The sequence below is a fragment of the Ruegeria sp. genome (genome assembly GCF_965243365.1).
Lineage (GTDB): Bacteria > Pseudomonadota > Alphaproteobacteria > Rhodobacterales > Rhodobacteraceae > Ruegeria.
The window spans coordinates 710,179-732,017 of sequence record NZ_CBDEUW010000001.1 but is presented as its reverse complement, the minus strand read 5'-3'; the positions used below and the strand labels follow the sequence as shown (position 1 = coordinate 732,017).

At 53.5% G+C, this 21,839-nt stretch carries 17 protein-coding genes and 1 pseudogene; 2 read left to right on the top strand and 16 right to left on the bottom strand.

Translation table 11 applies throughout. The annotated features are described in order from the left end of the window. Position 1 precedes the first annotated feature (1 nt). The 5 genes from ACP0GE_RS03285 to ACP0GE_RS03265 form a co-directional block, all read right to left on the bottom strand. Positions 2 to 904 carry an ABC transporter permease subunit gene (locus ACP0GE_RS03285; RefSeq protein ID WP_424830575.1) on the bottom strand — a complete coding sequence of 301 codons (903 nt, stop codon included), beginning with the start codon at positions 902 to 904 and terminating at the stop codon, positions 2 to 4. Then, entirely contained in the window at positions 904 to 1,911 is a 1,008-nt protein-coding gene (locus ACP0GE_RS03280) for an ABC transporter permease subunit (RefSeq protein ID WP_424830574.1), read from the bottom strand. Before ACP0GE_RS03280 ends, ACP0GE_RS03285 begins: the two co-directional genes overlap by 1 nt. Further along, positions 1,911 to 3,005 carry a M24 family metallopeptidase gene (locus ACP0GE_RS03275; RefSeq protein ID WP_424830573.1) on the bottom strand — a complete coding sequence of 365 codons (1,095 nt, stop codon included), beginning with the start codon at positions 3,003 to 3,005 and terminating at the stop codon, positions 1,911 to 1,913. The genes ACP0GE_RS03280 and ACP0GE_RS03275 overlap by 1 nt, the downstream gene beginning before the upstream one ends. A gap of 68 nt (positions 3,006 to 3,073) precedes the next feature. After that, the gene (locus tag ACP0GE_RS03270) at positions 3,074 to 4,657 is read right to left on the bottom strand and encodes an ABC transporter substrate-binding protein (RefSeq protein WP_424830572.1); all 1,584 of its coding nucleotides are present in this window, start codon (positions 4,655 to 4,657) and stop codon (positions 3,074 to 3,076) included. A gap of 321 nt (positions 4,658 to 4,978) precedes the next feature. After that, complete coding sequence (locus tag ACP0GE_RS03265; RefSeq protein ID WP_424830571.1) at positions 4,979 to 5,365, bottom strand: LysR substrate-binding domain-containing protein; 387 nt, start codon at positions 5,363 to 5,365, stop codon at positions 4,979 to 4,981. A 125-nt stretch (positions 5,366 to 5,490) separates the two neighbouring features. Between ACP0GE_RS03265 and ACP0GE_RS03260 the strand changes: the two genes are divergently transcribed. Further along, positions 5,491 to 6,597: a tyrosine-type recombinase/integrase gene (locus tag ACP0GE_RS03260; protein WP_424830570.1), complete on the top strand. Its 1,107-nt coding sequence runs from the start codon at positions 5,491 to 5,493 to the stop codon at positions 6,595 to 6,597. Beyond that, positions 6,594 to 7,709 carry a tyrosine-type recombinase/integrase gene (locus ACP0GE_RS03255; RefSeq protein WP_424830569.1) on the top strand — a complete coding sequence of 372 codons (1,116 nt, stop codon included), beginning with the start codon at positions 6,594 to 6,596 and terminating at the stop codon, positions 7,707 to 7,709. Before ACP0GE_RS03260 ends, ACP0GE_RS03255 begins: the two co-directional genes overlap by 4 nt. A 189-nt stretch (positions 7,710 to 7,898) precedes the next feature. Here ACP0GE_RS03255 and ACP0GE_RS03250 read toward each other — a convergent pair whose 3' ends face one another. The 11 genes and pseudogenes from ACP0GE_RS03250 to ACP0GE_RS03200 all read right to left on the bottom strand — a co-directional run bounded on the left by ACP0GE_RS03250 (position 7,899) and on the right by ACP0GE_RS03200 (position 21,805). Next, complete coding sequence (locus ACP0GE_RS03250) at positions 7,899 to 10,439, bottom strand: site-specific DNA-methyltransferase (RefSeq protein ID WP_424830568.1); 2,541 nt, start codon at positions 10,437 to 10,439, stop codon at positions 7,899 to 7,901. A gap of 323 nt (positions 10,440 to 10,762) precedes the next feature. Beyond that, on the bottom strand, positions 10,763 to 11,590 hold the full coding sequence (locus ACP0GE_RS03245; RefSeq protein ID WP_424830567.1) for an NYN domain-containing protein: 828 nt from the start codon (positions 11,588 to 11,590) through the stop codon (positions 10,763 to 10,765). A gap of 142 nt (positions 11,591 to 11,732) precedes the next feature. After that, a complete protein-coding gene (locus tag ACP0GE_RS03240) occupies positions 11,733 to 14,786 on the bottom strand; it encodes a BPTD_3080 family restriction endonuclease (RefSeq protein ID WP_424830566.1) in 3,054 nt (1,017 codons plus the stop codon). 25 nt (positions 14,787 to 14,811) lie between these two features. Continuing rightward, the gene (locus ACP0GE_RS03235) at positions 14,812 to 15,381 is read right to left on the bottom strand and encodes a recombinase family protein (RefSeq protein WP_424830565.1); all 570 of its coding nucleotides are present in this window, start codon (positions 15,379 to 15,381) and stop codon (positions 14,812 to 14,814) included. Between the two features lie 128 nt (positions 15,382 to 15,509). After that, on the bottom strand, positions 15,510 to 15,974 hold the full coding sequence (locus ACP0GE_RS03230) for a hypothetical protein (protein ID WP_424830564.1): 465 nt from the start codon (positions 15,972 to 15,974) through the stop codon (positions 15,510 to 15,512). Continuing rightward, positions 15,967 to 17,409 carry an AAA family ATPase gene (locus ACP0GE_RS03225; protein WP_424830563.1) on the bottom strand — a complete coding sequence of 481 codons (1,443 nt, stop codon included), beginning with the start codon at positions 17,407 to 17,409 and terminating at the stop codon, positions 15,967 to 15,969. The genes ACP0GE_RS03230 and ACP0GE_RS03225 overlap by 8 nt, the downstream gene beginning before the upstream one ends. A gap of 168 nt (positions 17,410 to 17,577) precedes the next feature. Next, a pseudogene (locus tag ACP0GE_RS03220) lies at positions 17,578 to 17,703 on the bottom strand (helix-turn-helix domain-containing protein); the annotation flags it as partial. Between the two features lie 124 nt (positions 17,704 to 17,827). Then, on the bottom strand, positions 17,828 to 19,348 hold the full coding sequence (locus ACP0GE_RS03215) for a hypothetical protein (protein ID WP_424830562.1): 1,521 nt from the start codon (positions 19,346 to 19,348) through the stop codon (positions 17,828 to 17,830). Between the two features lie 357 nt (positions 19,349 to 19,705). Further along, entirely contained in the window at positions 19,706 to 20,704 is a 999-nt protein-coding gene (locus ACP0GE_RS03210) for an Rpn family recombination-promoting nuclease/putative transposase (protein ID WP_424830561.1), read from the bottom strand. Beyond that, complete coding sequence (locus ACP0GE_RS03205) at positions 20,701 to 21,450, bottom strand: UPF0149 family protein (RefSeq protein WP_424830560.1); 750 nt, start codon at positions 21,448 to 21,450, stop codon at positions 20,701 to 20,703. The genes ACP0GE_RS03210 and ACP0GE_RS03205 overlap by 4 nt, the downstream gene beginning before the upstream one ends. A 151-nt stretch (positions 21,451 to 21,601) precedes the next feature. Beyond that, positions 21,602 to 21,805, bottom strand: coding sequence for a hypothetical protein (locus ACP0GE_RS03200; protein ID WP_424830559.1), 204 nt, complete (start codon positions 21,803 to 21,805; stop codon positions 21,602 to 21,604). Positions 21,806 to 21,839: the final 34 nt, after the last annotated feature.

The following is a 21,839-nucleotide window of genomic DNA, read 5'->3' as shown; positions in this document are numbered from 1 at the left end:
ATCAGCTCCGTTTCAGTTTCGGGTCCAGCGCGTCGCGCAGGCCGTCGCCCATCAGATTGATGGCAAGTACGGTGACAAGGATCGCCAGACCGGGGAAGGTCACCACCCACCAGGCGCGCAGGATGAACTCGCGCGCTTCGGCCAGCATGGTGCCCCACTCCGGCGTGGGCGGCTGCGCGCCCATACCAAGAAACCCGAGGGCGGCGGCGTCCAAAATGGCGGTTGAGAAAGACAGTGCCGCTTGCACGATGATCGGTGCCAGACAGTTGGGTAGCACGGTGATGAACATCAACCGCGATTTCCCCGCGCCTGCAACGCGCGCCGAAGTAACGTAGTCCTTCTGCCGTTCTGCCAGCACCGATGCGCGGGTCAGGCGTACGTAGTGAGGCTGAAAGACTATGGCGATAGCAATCATCGCATTGGTCAGAGACGGGCCGAGGATGGCGACCAGAACCAGCGCCAGCAGTAGTGACGGGAACGCCAGAATGATATCCATCACCCGCATGATCAGCGTGTCGACCCATTTGGGGGCAAACCCCGACAAAAGGCCAATCATCACGCCGCCTGACACCGCCACACAGACCACAACGATCCCGACGAAGAAGGAATAGCGCGAGCCCATGATCAGCCGCGACAGCATATCCCGGCCCAGCGGATCAGTACCCAACGGGAAGGCCCAACTACCGCCTGCCTGCCATGCGGGCGGTTGCAGGATATGGTCCCGGAACTGTTCGGTCGGGTCATAGGGTGCCAGAAGGGGGGCGAAGGCAGCGCAGAACACAAAGGCGGCGAAAAACCAAAGACCGATGACCGCACCGCGGTTTTCGCTGAAGTAATACCAGAACTCGCGCAGGGCGCTGGGGCGGTCTTCGGTCTTTGGCGGGGTTGCGGAAAGTTCGGCCATCACCGCCTCCGGATTTTGGGGTTGATGATGCCGTACAAAACGTCGACCAGCAGGTTCACCAGCATCACGATCACTGCGATCATCAGCAACCCACCCTGCACCACCGGGTAGTCTCGGCGGAAAATGCTGTCGACCATCCACTTGCCGATGCCTGGCCAACTGAAGATCGTCTCGGTCAGGATCGCCCCCGCCAGCAAGGTGCCAACCGACAGACCGATCACCGTGACAACCGGTATCAGAGCGTTGCGCAGCGCGTGCAGGCCGTTGATCCGTGACGGTGACAGCCCCTTGGCGCGAGCGGTGCGGATGTAGTCCTCACCCAATACCTCCAGCATCGCTGATCGGGTCTGCCGTGCGATCACAGCCAGGGGAATGGTGCCCAATACAACGGTCGGCAAGATCAGGTGGCGGACGGCTGATCCAAAAGCTCCCTCCTGTCCAGACAACAAGCTGTCAATTAGCATGAAGCCTGTGACGCTGGGGAAGAAATACAGCAGGTCAATCCGACCCGAGACCGGTGTCCAACCAAGATTGCCGGAAAACACGATGATCAGCAGCAGCGCCCACCAGAAAATCGGCATCGAATACCCGACCAGAGCGGAAGACATCAATGCCCGGTCGAAGAACTTTCCCCGATTTACCGCCGCGATAACCCCGGCAGGCAGACCCAGTGCGACTGCGAAAATCATGGCGCAGAGCGATAGTTCCAATGTGGCCGGGAACAGCGAAAAGAACTCATCCCAGACTGGTTTCTTGGTAACAAAGCTTTCGCCCAAATCACCTTGCAGAACGCCGATCAGGTAATCCCAATATTGCTGCAGCACCGGTTTGTCGAAACCCAGCTTTTCGACCATTTCCTGATAGCGCTCTTCGGTCATGCCGCGTTCTCCGGCCATGACGATGATAGGGTCACCCGGCAGCACCCGGATGAACATGAACGAGATCAGTGTGACACCCAGAAATGTCGGCACGAACAGGCCCAGGCGAGTGATTAAGTAGCCAAACATCAGCGACCTATGATTGTAAGCTCTTTGGGAAAGTGGGTCAGCGACCGGCAGCCATCCCCGGTGACGAGCACGTCATCTTCGATGCGAACGCCAAAATTGTCCAGTTCATAGAGGCCCGGCTCGTTGGTCCAAACCATACCCGGCAGGATTTTCTGATCGTTCCCACGCATAATATACGGTGCTTCGTGTACATCCCGACCCAGCCCGTGGCCCGTCTTGGTGCGGATGCGGTCTGCAAAGGGCGACGCTTCGAGCACGCCAGTCACCGCATTGTCGATGTCATGCGCCGTCACACCGGGACGGCAAACTTCGAACCCGACCCGATTGGCACTCAGAACCGTATCGTAAATCGCCCTGCCCTCGTCCGACGCGCTTTCGACAAAAAATGTACGTGTGATATCGGCAGCAAAGCCGTACTTGCGCGCCCCGAAGTCAAAAAGCAGAGCATCGCCTGCCTTGATCTTGTAGTCTGCGCGCGCTTTGCCATGCGGACGGGCCGAATTGTCCCCTGCTGTCACGATGGGCGGAAATGACAGCGAGTCGGCCCCTTCCGAAAACAGCGCCTGTATCAAAGCTTGCTCGATCTGTTTTTCGGTCTGGCCCGCGCGCACATCCGCAATCACGCGATGCAGTGCCCGTTCCGAGATGTCGATGGCGGCCTGCAAAGCGGCAATATCGTCTGCGGTCTTGATAAGACGCAGACCTGAAATCTCGCGTTCTCCGTCAACGATCCTGAGATCGGGCAACGCGCGGGTGAAGGCCGTCGATACAAAGACCCGCATCACTTGCCCTTCGACCGCCAGCGTGCGGATCGGCATGTGTTCTGCCAGCGCGGCAAACGCGTCGTCATAGCCGGTCTGATCGCGCCAATCGAAAACAGTGCCCTCAAACCCAACCAGTGCCCACGAACCCAACTCAAGATTGGGCACAATCGCTGCCGGAGCGCCTTCGGCCGGGACCACAACCACAAAGGGTCGCTCGTGGCTCATAAAGGCTTTTCCAATAGCGCGGGTGAAGTTCGGGCCGGGCACAAGGGCTATGGCATCAACTGACATGTCCTTTGCCAACTGATGGTACTCGGACAGATCCGGCATTCAGGCCGACCTCCTCAGAAAGAAAACCGAAGCCGCCTGTTTGGCGGCTCCGGCAGGTGAGTGGTGGTTTATTCGACGCTCACACCATAGAAGATGTGACCGCCCAGCGGATGGACCTTATAGCCCTTCACCTTGTTGCTCATCGGCATGTAAACAACCGAGTGCGCTATCGTTGCCCAGGGGGCCTGATCTTTGAACACAACCTGCGCTTCTTCGTACAGCTTGGCACGCTCAGCCTGATCTGTGCTTTGCTTGGCCTTCTGGATCAGATCCTCGAACGGCTGGTGACACCATTGTGCGCGGTTCGAAGCTTCGACACCGTCACAGCCCAGCAAGACAGCAAGGAAGTTGTCGGGATCACCGTTATCTCCGGTCCAGCCCAGCAGAACCGCGCCATCACGGTTCAACTCTCTTGAACGCGACAGATACTCACCCCATTCGAACGAGACGATTTCGACATCCACACCGACCTTGGCAAAATCGGCCTGGATCAGTTCGGCCATACGACGCGCATTGGGGTTGTAAGGACGCTGTACTGGCATCGCCCAGATCTTCATCGACAGATCCGAAACGCCTTCGGCCTCAAGCATGGCCTTGGCCGCTTCGGGATCATAGGGGTCGTCCACGATGGCGTCGTTATAGCTCCACATGGTTGGCGGGATCGGGTTTTTGGCCACCTGGCCCGAGCCCTGGAACACCACGTCAATGATCGCCTGCTTATCGATCGCCATGTTCAGCGCCTTGCGCACTTTCGGATTATCGAACGGCGCCATGGTGCTGTTGTAGGCCAGATACCCGACGTTCAGACCTTCCTGCTCCATCATGTTGATGTCTGCATCGTCCTTCATCGCCTGAATGTCGGCGGGGTTCGGATAGGGCATCACGTGGCATTCGCCGGCCTTCAGCTTTTGATAACGCACCGATGCATCCGGAGTGATGGCAAAGATCAGGTTCTCGATCTGTGCCGGTTCTTTCCAATAGTCTGCGTTGGCGGCGTAGCGGATCACCGCGTCCTTCTGATAGGCCACGAATGAAAACGGACCAGTGCCGATGGGAGCTGTGTTCAGTTTTTCAGGCGTTCCGGCGGACATCATCGCATCGGCGTATTCGGCAGATACGATCGATCCGAAATCCATCGCCATATTGGCGACAAATGGCGCTTCGGGTTTGGTCAGTTTGAACTTTACGGTGTAGTCGTCGATCTTTTCGACGGAGTCGACCAGATCAGGCATTCCCATACCCTGGAAGTATTCCCAGGTTCCGCCAGAGATTTCGTGATAAGGATGAGATTCATCCTTTTGGCGCATGAAGGTGAAGATCACGTCATCCGCGTTGAAATCGCGGCTGGGCGTAAAGTCGTCATTCGAATGAAACTTGACCCCCTGACGCAGCTTGAACGTGTATTCCAACCCGTCTTCGCTGGCCTCAACACTTTCCGCCAGACCTGGGATCACATTTGTTGTACCGGTTTCGAATTCCAGCAGCCGGTTGTACAGCGGATGCGCGGATGCATCAAATGTGGTGCCAGCAGTAAACAAAGCCGGATCAAACCCTTCTGGTGATCCTTCCGAGCAATAAACCAGTGTGCTTGCTTGTGCCGCAATGCCCACCAGCGTCATCGCCGCAGTTGCGGCGAGCAATTTGGTTTTCATTGATTCCTCCCTAAAAAAACACGCTTCAAAAACGTCGGTGACCACTCCCCTTAGTTGTTTAATGGAACACATTGGACGTTGACGTGTCTTGCTTCGTGCATTTTGTATCCATAATGCAAAATCCAATGTCAACTTCAAACATTCGGGTTTTGAACGTCTCCGATGATAACACAGTTGATCGGCACGTTTTGTAACTTGCGCTGGCGCTAAGCTACCGCTTCTCCAAATCGCTCAAACGATCCGGTGAGTGCGGTCACATATCTTTCTTTGCCAACTGGCTGCCTGCGCCACAGTCAGTCCGAGGAAATGACGAAATCCGGATCAACCACGTGTCGCCAGCTGAGATTGTGTCTCCTCGACAAATCCCTGCGCTGTTCTGGACAAATGCGCTCCGCGCCGATGCACGGCCATCGCGGGGATTTTCTTTTCCGGCAAAAACGGGCGGATCTGAGCGTCGATACTGCTGATGAAATGAGCGGAAAAACTGTCGACCACCGTGACCCCGACACCGGCATTGGCCAAAACACATGCGGTATGGCAATACCGCAGTTCCATTGCAGGGTCGTAGGGAATGCCGGTTTCGATGAAGGCGGTGCGGACCAAAGCACCGATATTGCCGTCTACGCCGATCAGTTTGTGGCCCTGAAGATCGGCTGGCGTAATCGCTGTGCTGTGACACAGCGGGTGCGCATTGGGCAAAACACACACCAAGGGCCGCACCTACGGTGCTAAGTCTCTGAAACAGAGTTTCTTTTTTCCTCTCAAAGTCAAGGTTTCGGGCGAGAACCTGCATGTTTTCGTCCGCTGCCGCAACCGGATGGAGGAACAGAAACATGCCACGACTCACCGACGCACGGGTGCGCGACCTGCGCGCGAAAAAAACCACAAGGAACATTCGGGATACCAGCCTCGCTGGCTTCGGCGTCAGGGTTCTGCCCAGTGGCCGGAAGCGGTTCTTCCTGCACAGCCAGCACGATGGGCAACGCATATGGAAGATCGTAGGCGATCCCGCCGACATGACGGTGGCCGAGGCCCGCGCGCGGGCACGGGGCCTGCTTGCATCCATTCGGTCGGGACAGCCTGACGGGGAGACACTGTTCGAGACGGTGGCGGAAGAGGCATTCCGCCGTCATGCCCGTCAGTGGAAGCCGAGCACACTGTCGGTGAACCGGCACTATCTCAACAAGTATATCCTGCCCCGGTTCGCGGGACAGAAGATTGCCGACATCACTTCGCAGGAGGTGCGGGACTGGTTTGCTTCCCTGCACGCGACGCCGGTGTCGGCGGACCGGTCCATGCCCGTTCTGTCGGTCATCATGGCGGTGGCCGAAGCAGATGGCCTGCGCCCGGAGGGGTCCAACCCGTGCAAGGGGATCAAGAGATACAGGCGGCAGAACCGGGACCGTTTCCTGTCCGATACAGAATTCGGTCGCTTGGGCAGAGTACTGTGTGGGAAAGCTCCATCAGCGGCGGTGTCGCTCATTCGGCTGCTGGCCTTGACAGGGTGCCGGTCGAGCGAGATCAGAACCCTTCGCTGGGCGGACTATCGCGACGGGCATCTCTTCCTGCGCGACAGCAAGACGGGTCCGCGCACGGTTTGGCTGTCAGAAGCGGCCCGCGCGGTCCTCGACGCTCTTCCCCGCAACTCGCCCTGGGTCTTTCCTGCCGTTAGAGGCGATGGTCCATTCCCAAAGCCGACGCTCACCTCTGCTTGGTTCCGGGTCCGCTCGGAGGCCGGTCTGAAGGATGTCCGCCTGCATGATCTGCGGCATTCCTATGCGAGCGTGGCCATCGCGAGCGGCGAGACCGTTCTTGCGGTGGGACGGCTTCTGGGGCATCGCGATCCCGAAACAACTCTTAAATATGCTCACCACGCCGAAGCCGACGCAGAGAGAGCGGCTATCGAGATGGGTGCGGTTCTCGGGGGGACACGGACATGAGGGTGGTTCGATTGACGGATGCGCGCGCGAAGCGGTTCAAGCCGTCCGCGCGGGAATACTCGGTTCAGGATCGGGCGGTGCCGTCCCTGAGCCTTCGGGTCTATCCTTCGGGCACAAAGACATGGACCTGCATTGTGGACGGGCGGAAGGTGTCGCTGGGCCGGGTCGAGTTGATGCCGGTAGAAGATGCCCGCCGAGAATGTCTTCGGTTACAGATTGACGGTATCGCGCCAGGCAAGGACCTGCCCACCTACCGGGCTTTCGTGGAGGATGTCTGGCGCGAAACGTGGTCCGCAAGATGCAAACCCTCAACCGTTAGTCTGCAAGACCGTATTCTGACAAGACAACTCCTGCCCGCCTTCGGGGGACTGCGGCTTGACCGGATCACTCGGAAGGCCATTGAGGACTGGTTCAACGCCTACAGCGCATCCGCGCCGGGTGGAGCCAACCACGCGCTAAAACTTCTGCGCCAGAGCCTGAACTTTGCCATTGAGCGCGGCCTCATCGAAAGCAATCCGGCGGGTTGCATACCCCCAAACCGGCGACCGAGGCTGACGCGGTTCCTGTCGCGGGATGAGATAGCGCGTCTGAACGCGTCACTCGACCGGCACGCCAACGGGCGCGGAAGCGTTCAGGCCGACATGATCCGGCTCCTCCTGCTCACCGGTTGCCGCAGGAATGAAATCACCCGTTTGAAGCGGCGTGAGGTCGACGGGAGCCGTCTCAGGCTGGTAGACAGCAAGACCGGTCCGAGAACCGTGTATCTCAGTCCCGAGGCCCGCGCGATCATCGAACGGCGTATGACGATAGCGCCGGGGGAGTATCTGTTCCCCTCGCCGCGAACCCCGGAGAAGCCCGTTTCGGGAGAACTGAGGCTCTGGTATAGGATTCGGCGGGAGATCGGGATTGAGGACGTGCGTCTTCACGACCTCAGGCATTCCTATGCGAGCCAGAGCGTAATGGCAGGCGTTCCCTTGCCGGTCGTGTCAAAACTGTTGGGTCACAGCCAGTGCGCGATGACCCTGCGATACACTCACGCCGCCGACAAGGATGTCGAGGCCGCAGCCGAGAGGGTCGGTGCGCGCATTGCCGAGTTGTTGGAGTGTGGGTGAGGGTGACCCGGTGAAAGATGAAAGCGGTAGTCGGGGAGGGGAATCGACTGAAGATTATTGCTGGATGACTGCTTCCACGTGATCGAAACCAGCTACACCAGCATCAAGGCATTACGCAAAGTGTCAATTGTGCAGATCCAAATATCCTGCCGTTGCTTGATCTATCTGGATTCATCTGTTTCCGGAATTTCATACGCCTATGATTTTCATCACTTCATCGCCCAAGTGGTTGATCACCTTCACCGCGATCCGCCCCGATTTCGGTCTGGCGAATGAGCGCGAGACTGTGCGCTTCAGGCTGTCCCAGGCCTCTTCATTGATTTCCCCTTTGAGAGTGTTCCTTAACGCTTTGTAGGGAACGTCAGCGCCAGGGAAATAAGCCTGACGAACGAAGAAACTCTCGCCGGAATAATCCGTGTCAATAAACCAACAAGCGATTTCGCTCGCCTCGGAACTTACGACCTCACCAGTTGCGGGTTTGAAAATATCGACACCCAGCAATTCTATTCTTAGCTTATCGCCATCCTGCTTGACCTGGATATCCGGCTCACCAAAGACCACGAACAAGTTGCCACCGCCAGCCTTTAAATCACCTGCCATGTGCAGATCGGCATTCATGCGAGCATGTAGGATCGGGATGCGGCCGAGTTTGTGAAACTCCTGAGCCATCGCTTCAAAATTAAAAGCACAAGCGATAACGATGTCGAAGTCGGCGTCCGCCGCCTCACGAGCGCATTCGACCAAATCGGCGCGGCTGACGGTGCCGTATTCCGGACCAATGAAAATACCGGCACGGCGCTCAATCTCATCCTCCATATAGCGCCCTTCGGCAGCGATCCTGTCACCGGGCCAAACGGTGAGCGTATCGAACTTGATGGCGTCTTCCTTACCGATCTGTTGCACACCAGCCTTGGCGAGGTTCTCCATGATTGCCTTACGGTAGTTCTCAGCTTCCTGATCCTGCCCATCGCGAATGCCGCGCGCTACATCGACATCTGCAATGATCTCTCCGGTTTTGTCCACTGGCGACATGCGGTGGGGCGAGAGGCTTTCAACGGTAAAGGGTCCGGCAACACGGACGCGCTTCTTGTCCTCATAAGGTTTGTCATAGAGGTATTCAAACTCCGCCTTGGCGGCGATGGAGGCGTCGATCTCTTTCTGCCGAGCGATGCGGGCCTGCCAGAATGCCTCCAAGGCTTCCTTGGCGGGAGCGGGCCAGCCTCCGGGAGCCTCCCGTGGGATTTCCCATTCCATAAAGCCGTTGGCTGGCGCCAACTCTCCGCCGGGGAGTTTCACCTCGCCGGAGGCGGTGAAGTCGATCTTTTCGCCCTTGCGGCCACCGGTTTTGACGGAGAACGGTGCAGTGTGGCCGGACAGGGTTGCGTTGAGCGCGGCGCGGGCCTCTTCCACAGCGGGCTGCATCTGCTCCCAGATCGTGTCGATCTCGGTGTTATTGGCGATGCTCTTCAATGTGATATGCGGCACGCGATTGTAGACAAAACCGTGGCGAATGTCGTCATGGGTTGTTGTGGTGGCGAGGGCAGAATGGGTGACTTCGGCCTCTTTTTTCTGCCCCTCGGGACTGTCCGCCAGCAAATACCAAGGGTATTTCGCACCCATAATCCGAGCGCGAGCAAGGGCAAGCGCCACGCGCGAGGTGTCGATGGTGATCCAGCGCCGACCCCATTGTTCTGCAACATAGGCCGTGGTGCCCGAGCCGCAGGTGGGATCCAGCACCAGATCGCCCGGATCAGTGGTCATCAGGAGGCAGCGTTCGATTAGTTTGGAAGCTGTTTGTACTATATAAACTTTATCGTCGGTGAAGTTTCCAGTGCCAGTATCTGCCCAAATATTGTCCCGAGTCATGTAGGGATAGTCGGAGTGGAACCTCTTGTATTGAAAGCTATTTTTGGCAACGTGAATCCTGCCTGCTTGCAGGAGGCGTTTCATTCCAACTGGGTAGTTCGGTTTCCAGTGAGAATTTTTTTTGAATGGATCAGATGAAATACCAGCATATGAAAAAGGCTGGTTTTCTTTTGCGCGCCCTTGGGATGACAAATCTCCGGGTTTGTAAGGACGAGAATTCAAGGGAATTGCGACCTCTCCAGTCGCCTCCTTTTTGGAAACGCCACGATAGTCGCAGTAGTCAATTTCCAACCACCGGGCATTGCCTTGTCCCAACTCAAAAGGTTGTTCGTCAAAGAGTTGGCGGACCTTCATACTATCACGCTTCCGAGAATACCAAAGAACATAATCGCATACATTTGCCAGCGTGGCAGACGGGAAACCGCTCGTCTTTCTCACGGTGATCAAAGAAATGAAATTCTCTTCCCCAAACACTTCGTCCATCAGCGCCCGCACCCGATGGACATTCTCATCTCCAATCTGGACAAAGCAACTGCCGCTTTCGGTCAGCAATTCCCGCGCCACCACCAAACGATCACGCAGGTAGCTCAGATAGGAATGGATCCCGTCGCGCCAGGTGTCGCGGAAAGCCTTAACCTGTTCCGGCTCTCGGGTCAGATGCTCCTTCTTCCCGTCCTTCACATCGCGCGAGATGGTGGACCACTGGAAGTTGGAATTGAATTTAATCCCGTAGGGCGGGTCGATATAGATCGCCTGCACCTGTCCGCGCAGCCCTTCGCGTTCGGACAGTGACGACATCACCTGCAACCCATCGCCCAGGATCATCCGGTTCGACCATTTACGGGAGTGGCGGTAGAATTCCACCTCGGCCTCGCGGGCCTCATCCGTCAGGCCGAAATGCCCGAACAGATCGTCAGCCTTTTCCCGGCCAGCGCGTAGGTCATCGATCAATGCTTTGGGATGCACCTGTTCCTGCAAGTAGATCAGCGGAGCCTCGACTATAAGTTCTTCCTGATCAATATCCTTGCCGCGCCAGATTAACTGCGGATCAAGATTGCGGTTTCGCCGTTCATACGCCACCTTGATTGGTGCCTTGTCATCCTGGTGCATAACAGGTTCCAACTCGGCTGTCGGAATGTTGGCGCGCGTCTCGTCGTGAACGATTGTACCGATGGGCTTTTTGTCAGTCATTGCACCACCTCGTCAACTGCGAGGACCGCCACCACACCCGGCCTGTCGAAGCCTGACACTATACCATCCACGTGTTCCTGAAGTTCGTCCTCGATGCTTTGCCACATGGGGTCAAGGATGAATGGGTCAAGGATGAATTCGACCCCCTCACGTCTTGCAATCTTGGCGGCAGGGATGAAATCGCTATCGCCAGTCACAAGCACAATCGTATCCACTTGGCGCTTGAGCGTCATGGTCGCAATGTCGAGACCTATCCGCATGTCAACGCCTTTCTGGCGCAGCGGTAGTTGAATGTCGTCCTCTCCAAGCATTTGCCAGATTCCGAGCATTTCAAGCGCCCGAGCAGTCTTGTCCGGGTCGGCTTTTTCCGGATTCTTGAGCACTTCAACCAGATAGTCTGACTGAGCTTTGATCCTGAGCAGCCCCTTCATGTGTCGATTGTAGGGTATCCAATCACCGTCTTTCTTCAGGTGCCCAAGACGAAGTGCGAATTTTCTCTGCCTTCGTATCTCATCGAAAAGTTCCAAACGGAATTGTGCTTCTGGAGTATTTCCATAGTCGATCTGGCGGTTCTTGAGCGGGTGGTGTGGTACACCATCGTAGGGCCGTGCATCATAGAAAAACAGCCGATAGACATGATCCAGCCATTTGCTGTGCTTTGTTTTGGGATTTTCGTATATAAGGCGCTGAACATGACGTTTGCTCATCCAGCGAACCGCATTTGCAACCTCGGCAGGGTTCTTCCTGTCAATACCGGGCCACTTTTTGAGCCTCTTTAGAAAGAAGCCCCCATCAATCAATACGGCAACTTTGCGGATGCGCATCAACGAGAGCCCTCCGCAAAACAAAAAGCCCTGCGTTTCGGTACACCTTCGGGATCATTGAAGGGACCTACTCCTGCAGGGCAGATATCTTTGATACGGTCATAAGCACCTGATGAAATCAAGAGTCCATCGCTTTCTGTAATCATTTTTTCATCTCCACGAGTTCGGCAATGGCCTTGTCCAGATCTTCAGACAAGTCTTGGATAGAGCGCAATTCGGCAAATCCCCACCGCCCGAAACATTCAAGCCGATTCACCGCCGGTATCCATTTGTTCTTCATGGTTTCAGCTTTGAGCATAGCATCATGGCCGCGATATCCCTTGATTTCCACGACCAGCGTGATTGGGTTTTTGTCCTGCGTCTTCAATCGGATCAGGAAATCCGGAAGGTATCGATGCGCTTCACCTTCCTTCATGTAGGGCACCTCGAAACCGAGATTATGGTTCTTGGTATAGGAGAACACATCCGGATGCTCATCCAGAATCTGGGCGAATTTCGTTTCCCACCCGCTATCGGTGACAATCCAGTTGACGTGGCTCCGATCGGGCCGCGGCCAGTGGCGACTTTCCTTCGAGGTCGTGAAATTCACATCCGTTGTCGAGCCTTCGGGAGTGAAAGGATCAAGTGTGGCGCGGATGACAGGCTTGCCATTTGGCTGATCAATCAACGCCCCCATAAGAAGATCACAAACCTCATCCGTGAGTTGCTTGTAAAGGAACTGCGCCAGTCTGGTTCCTTCCTTGCATATAACCTTGTCGGATTTGAGCCATTGCAACACGATCCGCTTGGCATGAGGGAACAGGTACGTTTTCGGCTCGCCGTTGGGATCGCGCAGTTTCTCTGATACCCAGTAATTGGCGATTTCAAAAGCGATCGTCAAAATCCGCCTGTTATCCAGATATTCAAGATTGAGTTGGTTTGGCTCTCCGATAATCCCGGACATCACAACCTCTGTCGCGCTGACCTTTTCCGTTGTCAGCACGTAGGGTTCCATTCGGGACAGATCGGCATCTATCCGTTCCCTAGGGAAATCAACGCGGTAGCCTTGCACACGTGGAAAAGCGATTTCCAGAGTATCCCGATCAGGACTGACAGCATGAACGTGGATAATAGGACGAGGGCGTTGAGGTGGCGATGGCTTGCCCTGGTCGGCAAAATTGAGACCGTCAATTCCCATGATGTCAGCATATTCGGTATGAAACAAACCATTTTCAGGATCGATATCATATGACAGCCTTCGAAGCGCGCGACCGATCACCTGCTCGCAGATCAGGCGGGAACCAAAGGCCCTGAGCCCCATGATGTGGGTGACGTTATTGGCATCCCAACCTTCGGTCAGCATTGAGACGGACACTACGCAACGAACCTGTTCTCCGAGGCGGCCCTGTCGGCCCACTGTATTCATTACCTCCCGAAGGATTTCCGCATCGGAGACTTCCTCGGTGCCAGCCCCACGTTTGGCGCGTTCGCGCTTGAAGGCCGCGATTTCCTCTGCGTGGGCTTCGCGGAAAGCCTTGTCGATTTCGCCACCGCCTTCAAGGGCAACCGAGTCGATCAGGATCGTTCGTGGCTTCTCCAAGCGCCGACCATGGTTGTCAAAATTTCGAAACAGATCGAGCGCACCTTGGTCGATGACCTCTTTGTCCTGATCGTTGAGGTGCGTGTATCCGGCAATATAATCCCGCACCATCTCGGAATTCGTGGTGTTGTTGCAAACCACGATGAAGACAGGCGGCACACCAACTGCCTCTTTTTCCCAAAGTTGGAAGGTCTTTTCGTAGTGGCCATAGAGAGCATCCAAAGCCACCTTGAGTTCTATGGGCAGTTTCTGGGGGTCCGGTTTGGTTTCGCCTGTCTGCTTTCTGGGCATACGTTTCCGGATCGTCGGCCAAAGATCCCGATAGAGAATTTTTTCACCGTCTGCGCGATTGTCCGAAATCGGCACGCGGGGAAGTTTCACGATACCGCATTCGATGGCATCCATGAGAGAAAAATCACTCATCACCCAGGGAAACAAGGTTCCTTCGGGCCAATTGGACCCGGACAGGAAGAATGGGGTTGCCGAAAGGTCATATACAACCTTCACGGATTGCTGCCGATTCAGAGCTTCAATGCCGGATATCCAGAGGCGGGCGGCTTCATTGTTGGCCTCGGCCTCCTTCCGTTCGTCTCCCTTCAGCGTCTCAACTTCCGAAACCGGTCGTTCCCGATAGCAGTGATGTGCCTCATCGTTGACGACAACAACATTCTTCAGCCCCATGAGATCGCCCATGACGCGCTGGATCATCTGACCCTCGGTTTCGGTAGTCGCCAAGGCATTTCCGTGACCTTCCAACGCGCGCTTCGTACCCGCAGCTGCATCGAAGGTCTCGCGCAGTTTGAAAGCATGATAGTTGGTGATAACGATCTTTGCCTTGTGCAAATCAGGCAGAAGATCATGCGGCACCAGATTTAGCCGCAAGTAATAGCTTTCTGCATCGTTGGGCTGAAGGACACGCAAGCGATCCCGAATGGTGATACCGGGAACAACGATCAGGAATCCTTTTGAAAAGCGCTTACTGTTGGACGCACGAACCGCGTTCAGGGTCTGCCATGCAATCAGCATGGCCATGACCGTCGTTTTTCCCGCGCCAGTCGCCAATTTGAAGGCGACCCGAAGCAAATCCGGGATTATGGCTGAAGGCTCGGCACCGTCCGGCTGCACGGCAAAATTGTTAGCCGTGTTGATCCAACTCAGGAAACGTTTGCCGCGTTTACCCATCTGGGGAGCAACTTCCGCCAGCCAGATAGCTGCCTCCACCGCTTCAAGTTGGCAAAAGAAAGGACGGATAGTTTGGTTTGCATCCAACTGTATGGCACGCCAGTGTTTCAGCAAACGCTGAGTGGTGGGCGTCACCTTCCATTGAGACGGGTTAGGTAACTGTCGCCACGTATCCAATTCAACGCGCAGATCGTTCACGATGGGGGAAGGGTTGAATTCGGTCGCGTCGGTTGAAAGATCCTGATCACCCAAATCCAGATTTGACTGGGATTTGCTGGACGATTTTGACGATGCACCCGGAAGAGCTGTCCAAAGTGCGGACTTGCGACGAGATGAAATAACCCTGTCGGTCGGGTGCCCATTGTCATCGAGTTCCCAATGACAACCCGGCTGGACATAAGGCGAATTCAGGATCGGTTGGTCAAAGAAACTCATGCGATATTCAGTTCCTTGATTGAAATCATGCATTTGAAGTTGCGACATCTTTTAAAGCCCGATAAACTGTCGCCTCCCCAATTTTGAATTCCCTTGCCAACTGCCGTTCACTGGCACCGGCCATATGGCGCACATAAATCTGTTGTTTACCGGCTACGGTCAGCTTTGGCGACCGTCCAAACCGCACGCCGTTCTGCTTGGCCTTGGCGATCCCTTCTGTCAAGCGTTCCTGACGCAGATCATTTTCGAACTCGGAAATGGACGCCAGCATATTGAACAGTAGTAGACCGGTCGGGGTGCTAGTGTCGATGTTCTGGTCCAGAACGACCAGATCGATCTTTTCCTTTTTGAACCGTTCAGCCAGCTGCGCCAGATGGACCACGGATCGGGCAAGTCTGTCGAGTCGCGTGACTATCAGCGTGTCCCCGTCCCGCAGGTAATCCGAGCATTTCTTGAATTCAGGGCGATCGGCATCTGTTCGACCGCTACGCTTTTCCTTATAGATCCGATCACATGTAGCTTGCGTCAGTTTTGCGACCTGTATATCCAGGCTGTGTCCAATAGAACTGACGCGGGCATAGCCGATGCGGGACATGGGACTCTCGAATTCGAGTAGAGGTTTTAACTTCCTCTTTTGATACGAGTTTTGGAGGGCGATTTCCAGCCCTATCGCGATCTCTCAAAATCTACAGGTTCTGATGCTCGCCTAATTTCTTTTCATGACTATTGTTTTGGAAGTGACGCGTTGCGAGACACTATTCTCGGTATTACCTTTTGACCACGGAACTTAATTCGACAGGATTTCAGGTTTCTCCGCGTACTTTTGCTGAGTAACCCACAGTATAAAGGAATCAATTTTGGCTGAAAATTATGTCTCATTACTTTGTGAGCCCAGTCTGATCCTGCTTGAAGTTGATTTCTAATTTTCTCGGCACTTTTACTCCGGCCTTTACTTATTTCAATAGGAATAACTCTTCCAGAATTATTTAAACCTCCAATACTACTAACGAACAAAAAATCTGGTTTTGTTTGATTATAATTTAATGGAGCATTTTTCATGTCAAAATCAATAATAATCCAAGGATATACTTCTTTAGAGATATCAACTTTAAAATTTCCACGTCTTATAGTATTAACTTTACAGCAGTTGCTTACTTTACTTTCAATTTCAGCTACTATTTCAATCATCGCCTCCCTCCACAAGCTTTACCCAATAATTATGTAGGTCATCCGCCACGGATTCGAAACCACTAGTGTAACCACCTTCATCATCCCACTTGACTTCTCTTATTTCTGAACCGCTACCATTCTGAGATTGGAACTGCCAGAGCCCTACCTGATTAGTATTTAAACTTATATTTTTCTTTGATTTGCTTGCTCCAACAATATTAGATAACTGTTCCAGAACCCATTCGCTATGAGTTGTTAGAACAACTTGAATTCCTGCTTGTACCCAAGTCGCAACTTCATTAATCAGTTCAACTTGCTTCGATGGGTGCAAGTGTGCCTCAGGCTCCTCTAAAATCAACAGATCACCTTCAGTTACCAAATGCCTTAAATAAAGAGCCAAGGGAGCTAATTCTGATACCATTGAAGATGCGCTCAACAAGGGAAGTGATCTTTTCCACTTATACGGTTTCCATGAAAATCGAGGATAATTGGTGTCTGTTTGATCAATATTGACTAAGCCACCAAGAATATTTTTCTCAAGGGTCTCCGCATGCCCACCACCTTTGTGTCTAGGACTGTATGCCCTATGATCTTGAGCCAAACTAATTAAATTTTCGAGAAAGTCAGAAAGAATCCCCGATAGTACTGGAATAGATGATTGCTTACGAATACCGGCACGAGAAGCATTCTGTATTAGCGCACTAACAACTGCCTGATGTGCATGCATAATACCTCCACGGTCTGCTGGAAGATACCATGCAGATTGGTTTTTGGGGTGCCTCAAATGATTACGATTTAAAATCAATTCACCAAATAATTGAAGAGTATCGATATGATTATCCTCGCTTGAACTAAGAATACGTTTTCGAAAAATATTGTACTCATAATTTTTCTTTGCTTCGCTAAGGTTGATGCAGTTTGGGGGATTAACGAAATAATTAGTGGTAGTAGAATTAATTTTGAGAATTGAAGAATAATTTCCAAAAATATAATTATCTATTGAGTTAAATTCAATTATCGATTTCTTGGTATTCTCTCTTATAAGGTATTCGTAACTTGATAACCCAAAACATCGCAACATCTCATCCTTAATTAAGTCTGACTCATATTCCAAAAACTTTTTAATTACATTTTTTTCACTTGTAGATAATTTTATAACACTATCACTGTCAATTTTTTTTAACCAGTAACTAGGGTTTTCTGGAAATTTTACAACTTTGTCAACTTCGTTAGTTGCAATTTCAAAAAGACCATAAAAATAGGATTGTGCAAATTTTTTCTGACGTTGTTGCAAACTATATAAAAGAGTAGCAAGCCAAGATTTTCCAGTGTTACTTGGCCCCATAAAAACTGTTAATGGGCGTAATGTCACTTCCCCATTAGCAATTGGTCCAAAGTTTTTGACTTTGATGTTAGGCAGATTTTTGCATTGTGGGCTTTGTGATTCAGGCATTTTGATTCTCCTAACATTTACAAGCCGGCTTATGACCCTAATCGTTCCAATCTTGCGCACAGGCCAGGATCTTTACGCGACACCATCGGTCCTCGTTCAAGTCACTTCGGTTCGGCCCGCACTTACAGAGGCTGTAGGGCTGAGAGGAACGGTGAGGTATCATTAGGGCTATTTTGGGTTGAGACAGCAATAGATGGTTGATGGATGCACATTGAACGACCGCGCCACTGCGGAGATTGATCGACCGTTTTTGACAAGATCCCTAATGATCTCTTTCTGATCTTCCCGCAATTTGGATGATCGACCGAATGCAACCCCACATGCTTGGGCTGCTTCACGGCCCTCTTATGGCACTTCACTGTTCCTCTCAGCCCTACATCCCACATTTATCGCTCCTATGTATTTTACCATTTAATTTTTAATGACTCGGTGAATAATTTTCATCTAACATGAAGTGATTTTTGTATGTTTGGATTAGATTCTTTTCTCTCGTATTGACACAGGCATCCCAAACTTCAGATGGGCCGCGCAACCTGACGCTATATCGGTACGTGTTGATATTACGCTGTTTGTTTTGGAAAACTGTCATCATTCCTTCGCTGATCGGCGCGCTGGTCCAAAATTCAAAGGTTATCTTTAGATTCTTCCACTCAGGATGCTCTTTTATATAGGCGTACGCCACTGGTACATTGCGATTAAGCCAGCGTTCAAAGAGGTTGTCTGGAATGATCGCACGCGGGCTGTAACCCTTACATTCAATTACAGTGATCTGTCGATTTTGCTCAACGGATAATACATCTATTTCGGTCTCCCCTTTGCCTGCAACCTTAAAATGACGGTTAATGGTAACTTCGCCCAACAGAGTACGGTTAACAATATCGGCGACCAAATACTCGAAGAGCTTACCGCGCAGTTGGATTGAAGTTCCCTCAATTTTGGAAAGGGTCCGGAAGAGCCTTTCGAATCGAACGCTATCGAACGATGCAATCGCAGCTGCTGTCATAACCGAAATCAACTCGAGCAACGCATCTGCGATTTCTTCACCGAATAGCAATGCAGGCGTCGTAGCGATGATCCCATCGGTGCGTAAAGCCTTAAAGGCGGCTTTGTCAAAGCGATTGGCAATTATGATTTGAATGCACGGGCTAACATTGCGTAACCCTCGCAGTGTCTTGCATTTATGTATAAATGGCGCAGCACCATCCATTGTCATATTCTCGGTGAGGTTTACGTCGCAGATGACAAACCCTGGCTTGGGTTTCCCGTCTCGCGAAAATCGAATCAACGCGTTAATATATGATGGCGCGCTCAGATCCCAAACGAAAGTACCCACTTTAGGAAGAATGTCGTCTTTCCGTGTAGTAACGAGATTATAGCTGGCAAGTCCAAGTTTTCGCAACCAATCGCTAGTGGCTGCCAACAGAATGTCCTCTGTGAACAACCGCGCACGCAGTTCGGCAACAGCTTGCACATAATACTGTTCTTCTTGGGCAAATGCGACGCATTCGCCGATCCCGTCCGCCAAAATGGTTTTGACCAGCCGAACCTCAATCAACTTCTGGAGTACCGTCTCGGCGGCAAGATGCTTGCTCTGGAGAACAGGAGAACCACAGACGATCGGAAACTGTTTTACTGGCACCATGCCCCCGCTTTGACACAGCGCCAAAATCGCATATCCCAATGCGGATTTGCTTTCAATCAATGCATCAGCAAGATTTTGCCAAAATATTGGGGATCCGTATTGATCCTTTAGATACATAAAGCGGATGTTCCGGGCGAATGCAACACCCGTCAGTTTACGCACATTTCCCCCCGCACGCGACAGACGCTTACGGGCGGCAACATGCGAAATGTTAGCACGTTTGGCGAGGGCGTCAGCAACCTTGTTTGACAAGGATGGCCCGAGTGAATTTAGAACGGCTTCGATCTGCTTAGTCATAACTGTCTCATGTCACACTGCGCATTTAATAGTATGGTTACTTTAAAAGCATGGCTCTCGTTCAATCCAGCGCATTGTCATTGAAATCATTTGATAAAATTAATGGGAAAATACCCGCCAGCATACTATTTGTCACAGTCATAGGTCACCTGCTGAAGTTCATTACCAAAATCAGTATCATTTATGCCGTGCTCAGTGCCTTTCACGAACCTAAAGACTGTCACCCAGTTCATGGCAGCCAAATCACCGGTCCTCTAACACAGCCTGCCTTAGAATTGCGTTCATGCGGAACTGATAGCGCTTGCCGCCGGAGCAGAATGGCCGTTACCACGCTCACCAAGACGCTGAAGAACCGCCTCAATGCCTTTGCCGCCCTTCAAACACCCCACACAAATCTTCAACTTCAATCAACCGCTCAAGCCAGATATCAAGTTCATCGGATGTCGCGCCACGCACCCGTTCCACTTGAGACGGTGATAGTTCTCCGAACTTCACTTGCGCCAGATGCAGGAAGGTTGCGACTTTTGCTTTCAACTCGCCTTCGGCAATCCCGGCAACCTTGCCCTCGGCAATCCCCTCAGCCTTGCCCTGTTCCATCCACGCCTGCGCAGCGGTTCCCATGATGTCCTCCACTTTATCGGGGTCGGTGCCGATGCGCTTGAGAGCGGCTTCGATGCGCTCGGGCGACAGGCTGACCTGTTCGACGATATAGGCCATAATGTAGCGACCCAACTCGGTTTCGGCAATTCCGGCGACCAGCAGATCGGCCTCGGGGTCACTAACATACTCGCTGAACGCATGGGCCAACGCCAGCAGGGCCGCGTACACATCCGTATCGGGTGGCATGTCCTCGGGCGCGATGCGCCGCAACTCCTGCACCCTGTAATGACCGAAGTCACACGCGAGGTGTGCCAGCCCATCCGGCGCGGCGATCATGTCCTGGATGGACAGCGGCACGGTCCAGCGGGCGCGACCGTGGTAGAAGACGACCGGCAGGATCAGCGGCAGCCGACCATCTGTGATGGTGCCCTTGTCGGTCTCATTCTTCCAGACCCGGAGCATGTGCCCCAGCAGTTGAAGCGGCGTGCGGATATCGTTCTGGGCCTTGTGCTCCAGTAACGCGTAGACAATGATTTCATCGCCATCCCGGAGATAGAGCCGGAATATGGCATCGGCCTGTGTTTTGACCCCCTCGCCATCGATGGCGGTTCCCTCAACGTGGACCGGCAGTCGGTCAGGATCGAGCCGCGCCACAACCTCGGACGGGAGATAGTCGCGCAGCAGAACGGCGGCGCGCGCGGGGTCCGAGACAAGCAGGCGGAACAGAGCATCATGCCGGGCTTTGGGCAATTTCATTTCACAGCCTCCCGCCGGGCGCAGCATTTCTTGTATTTGCGGCCGGACCCGCAGGGGCACGGGTCGTTCCGCCCGACCTTCGGCGTGTCGCGTATATAAGTGCCGGTTTCGACATGCGCAGCAGGCTTGGGCGGCCTGACCTCAGGGTGGTTATCGCGGTAGATATCACAGATGCCAATGGCCGCCTGAACCCAAAGCTTATCCTGCTCCTCCACGGACAACGGGTCTTTATCGGGGTTGCTGCCGGGGCCTCGTGCTGGTTGCGTTACGAGTTGGACAAGTGGATCCAAGGGGTTTTTGTAATCTCGATCTTCCGACCCTTTAAAGCGCCAATCCCAAACATCGGGGCGAAGTCGCGCTCCCGCCAAAAACCCGCCGAACCAGGTCTCTGCGAAGACATTGCCGCCGTCATCCTGATCGAACAGCGGTTCGTAGTACAACACCTCACCGTTGATGACCTCAAACCCCTCACGGATGCTGCGCAGGACAGACTGGTAATGCCGCGCGACCAGCTCCGCGATACGCTGTGCTTCATGGGCGTCCCGCAGCACAAAGCCGCCAGAGGTGTTTTCGTGAAGCACTGACAGGTATTCGTCGGGGCTGGGCCTTGGGTCCGGCGTACAGACGAGTGCTGTGATCAATCCATCCATGGCATGGACAGACCCGATCCTGCCATTGGGAGCGGCGGAGAGATAGCCATCAAGTTCGGCGATGTCCTCCTCGCTCAGTTTTCCCTCAAAGCCCATGCCACATCATCCCTTGTTGGTTTCCATTTCCAGCGTTTCCAGTTTTCGCCCGCTGGAAAGCATAATGATTTTCATAGACCTATCTGGTCCGCGCGTTGGAAACTGGAAACCCCACCTGAACCTCGATCCCGCCAAAACCCATGGCCCGCGTTCACAGCCCGAATTCCAGCTTTGCCTGACGGATAGCACGGTCGAAAGGGATGCCGGTCTGCGTGAGTTCGGTGGCGCGGATCATCACCGCTTTTTTCGCGGCCTCGCCGGGCAGGGGTGGTCCATCCCTGGCGAATGTCTCTCCCAGCGCCTCGCCCATGGCCGCTTTCAGCCGTTCGACCTCTTCATCGCTGACCTTGCTCATCACACACCTCTTTGCCGGAGGGGTTTGGCCGTAC

What these genes read in the sequence shown, in the direction of transcription:
- ACP0GE_RS03285 (WP_424830575.1), bottom strand. Translation starts at nt 904, where the DNA reads ATGGCCGAACTTTCCGCAACCCCGCCAAAGACCGAAGACCGCCCCAGC.
- ACP0GE_RS03280 (WP_424830574.1), bottom strand. Translation starts at nt 1,911, where the DNA reads ATGTTTGGCTACTTAATCACTCGCCTGGGCCTGTTCGTGCCGACATTT.
- ACP0GE_RS03275 (WP_424830573.1), bottom strand. Translation starts at nt 3,005, where the DNA reads ATGCCGGATCTGTCCGAGTACCATCAGTTGGCAAAGGACATGTCAGTT.
- ACP0GE_RS03270 (WP_424830572.1), bottom strand. Translation starts at nt 4,657, where the DNA reads ATGAAAACCAAATTGCTCGCCGCAACTGCGGCGATGACGCTGGTGGGC.
- ACP0GE_RS03260 (WP_424830570.1), top strand. Translation starts at nt 5,491, where the DNA reads ATGCCACGACTCACCGACGCACGGGTGCGCGACCTGCGCGCGAAAAAA.
- ACP0GE_RS03255 (WP_424830569.1), top strand. Translation starts at nt 6,594, where the DNA reads ATGAGGGTGGTTCGATTGACGGATGCGCGCGCGAAGCGGTTCAAGCCG.
- ACP0GE_RS03245 (WP_424830567.1), bottom strand. Translation starts at nt 11,590, where the DNA reads ATGCGCATCCGCAAAGTTGCCGTATTGATTGATGGGGGCTTCTTTCTA.
- ACP0GE_RS03240 (WP_424830566.1), bottom strand. Translation starts at nt 14,786, where the DNA reads ATGAGTTTCTTTGACCAACCGATCCTGAATTCGCCTTATGTCCAGCCG.
- ACP0GE_RS03235 (WP_424830565.1), bottom strand. Translation starts at nt 15,381, where the DNA reads ATGTCCCGCATCGGCTATGCCCGCGTCAGTTCTATTGGACACAGCCTG.
- ACP0GE_RS03230 (WP_424830564.1), bottom strand. Translation starts at nt 15,974, where the DNA reads ATGATTGAAATAGTAGCTGAAATTGAAAGTAAAGTAAGCAACTGCTGT.
- ACP0GE_RS03225 (WP_424830563.1), bottom strand. Translation starts at nt 17,409, where the DNA reads ATGCCTGAATCACAAAGCCCACAATGCAAAAATCTGCCTAACATCAAA.
- ACP0GE_RS03215 (WP_424830562.1), bottom strand. Translation starts at nt 19,348, where the DNA reads ATGACTAAGCAGATCGAAGCCGTTCTAAATTCACTCGGGCCATCCTTG.
- ACP0GE_RS03210 (WP_424830561.1), bottom strand. Translation starts at nt 20,704, where the DNA reads ATGAAATTGCCCAAAGCCCGGCATGATGCTCTGTTCCGCCTGCTTGTC.
- ACP0GE_RS03205 (WP_424830560.1), bottom strand. Translation starts at nt 21,450, where the DNA reads ATGGGCTTTGAGGGAAAACTGAGCGAGGAGGACATCGCCGAACTTGAT.
- ACP0GE_RS03200 (WP_424830559.1), bottom strand. Translation starts at nt 21,805, where the DNA reads ATGAGCAAGGTCAGCGATGAAGAGGTCGAACGGCTGAAAGCGGCCATG.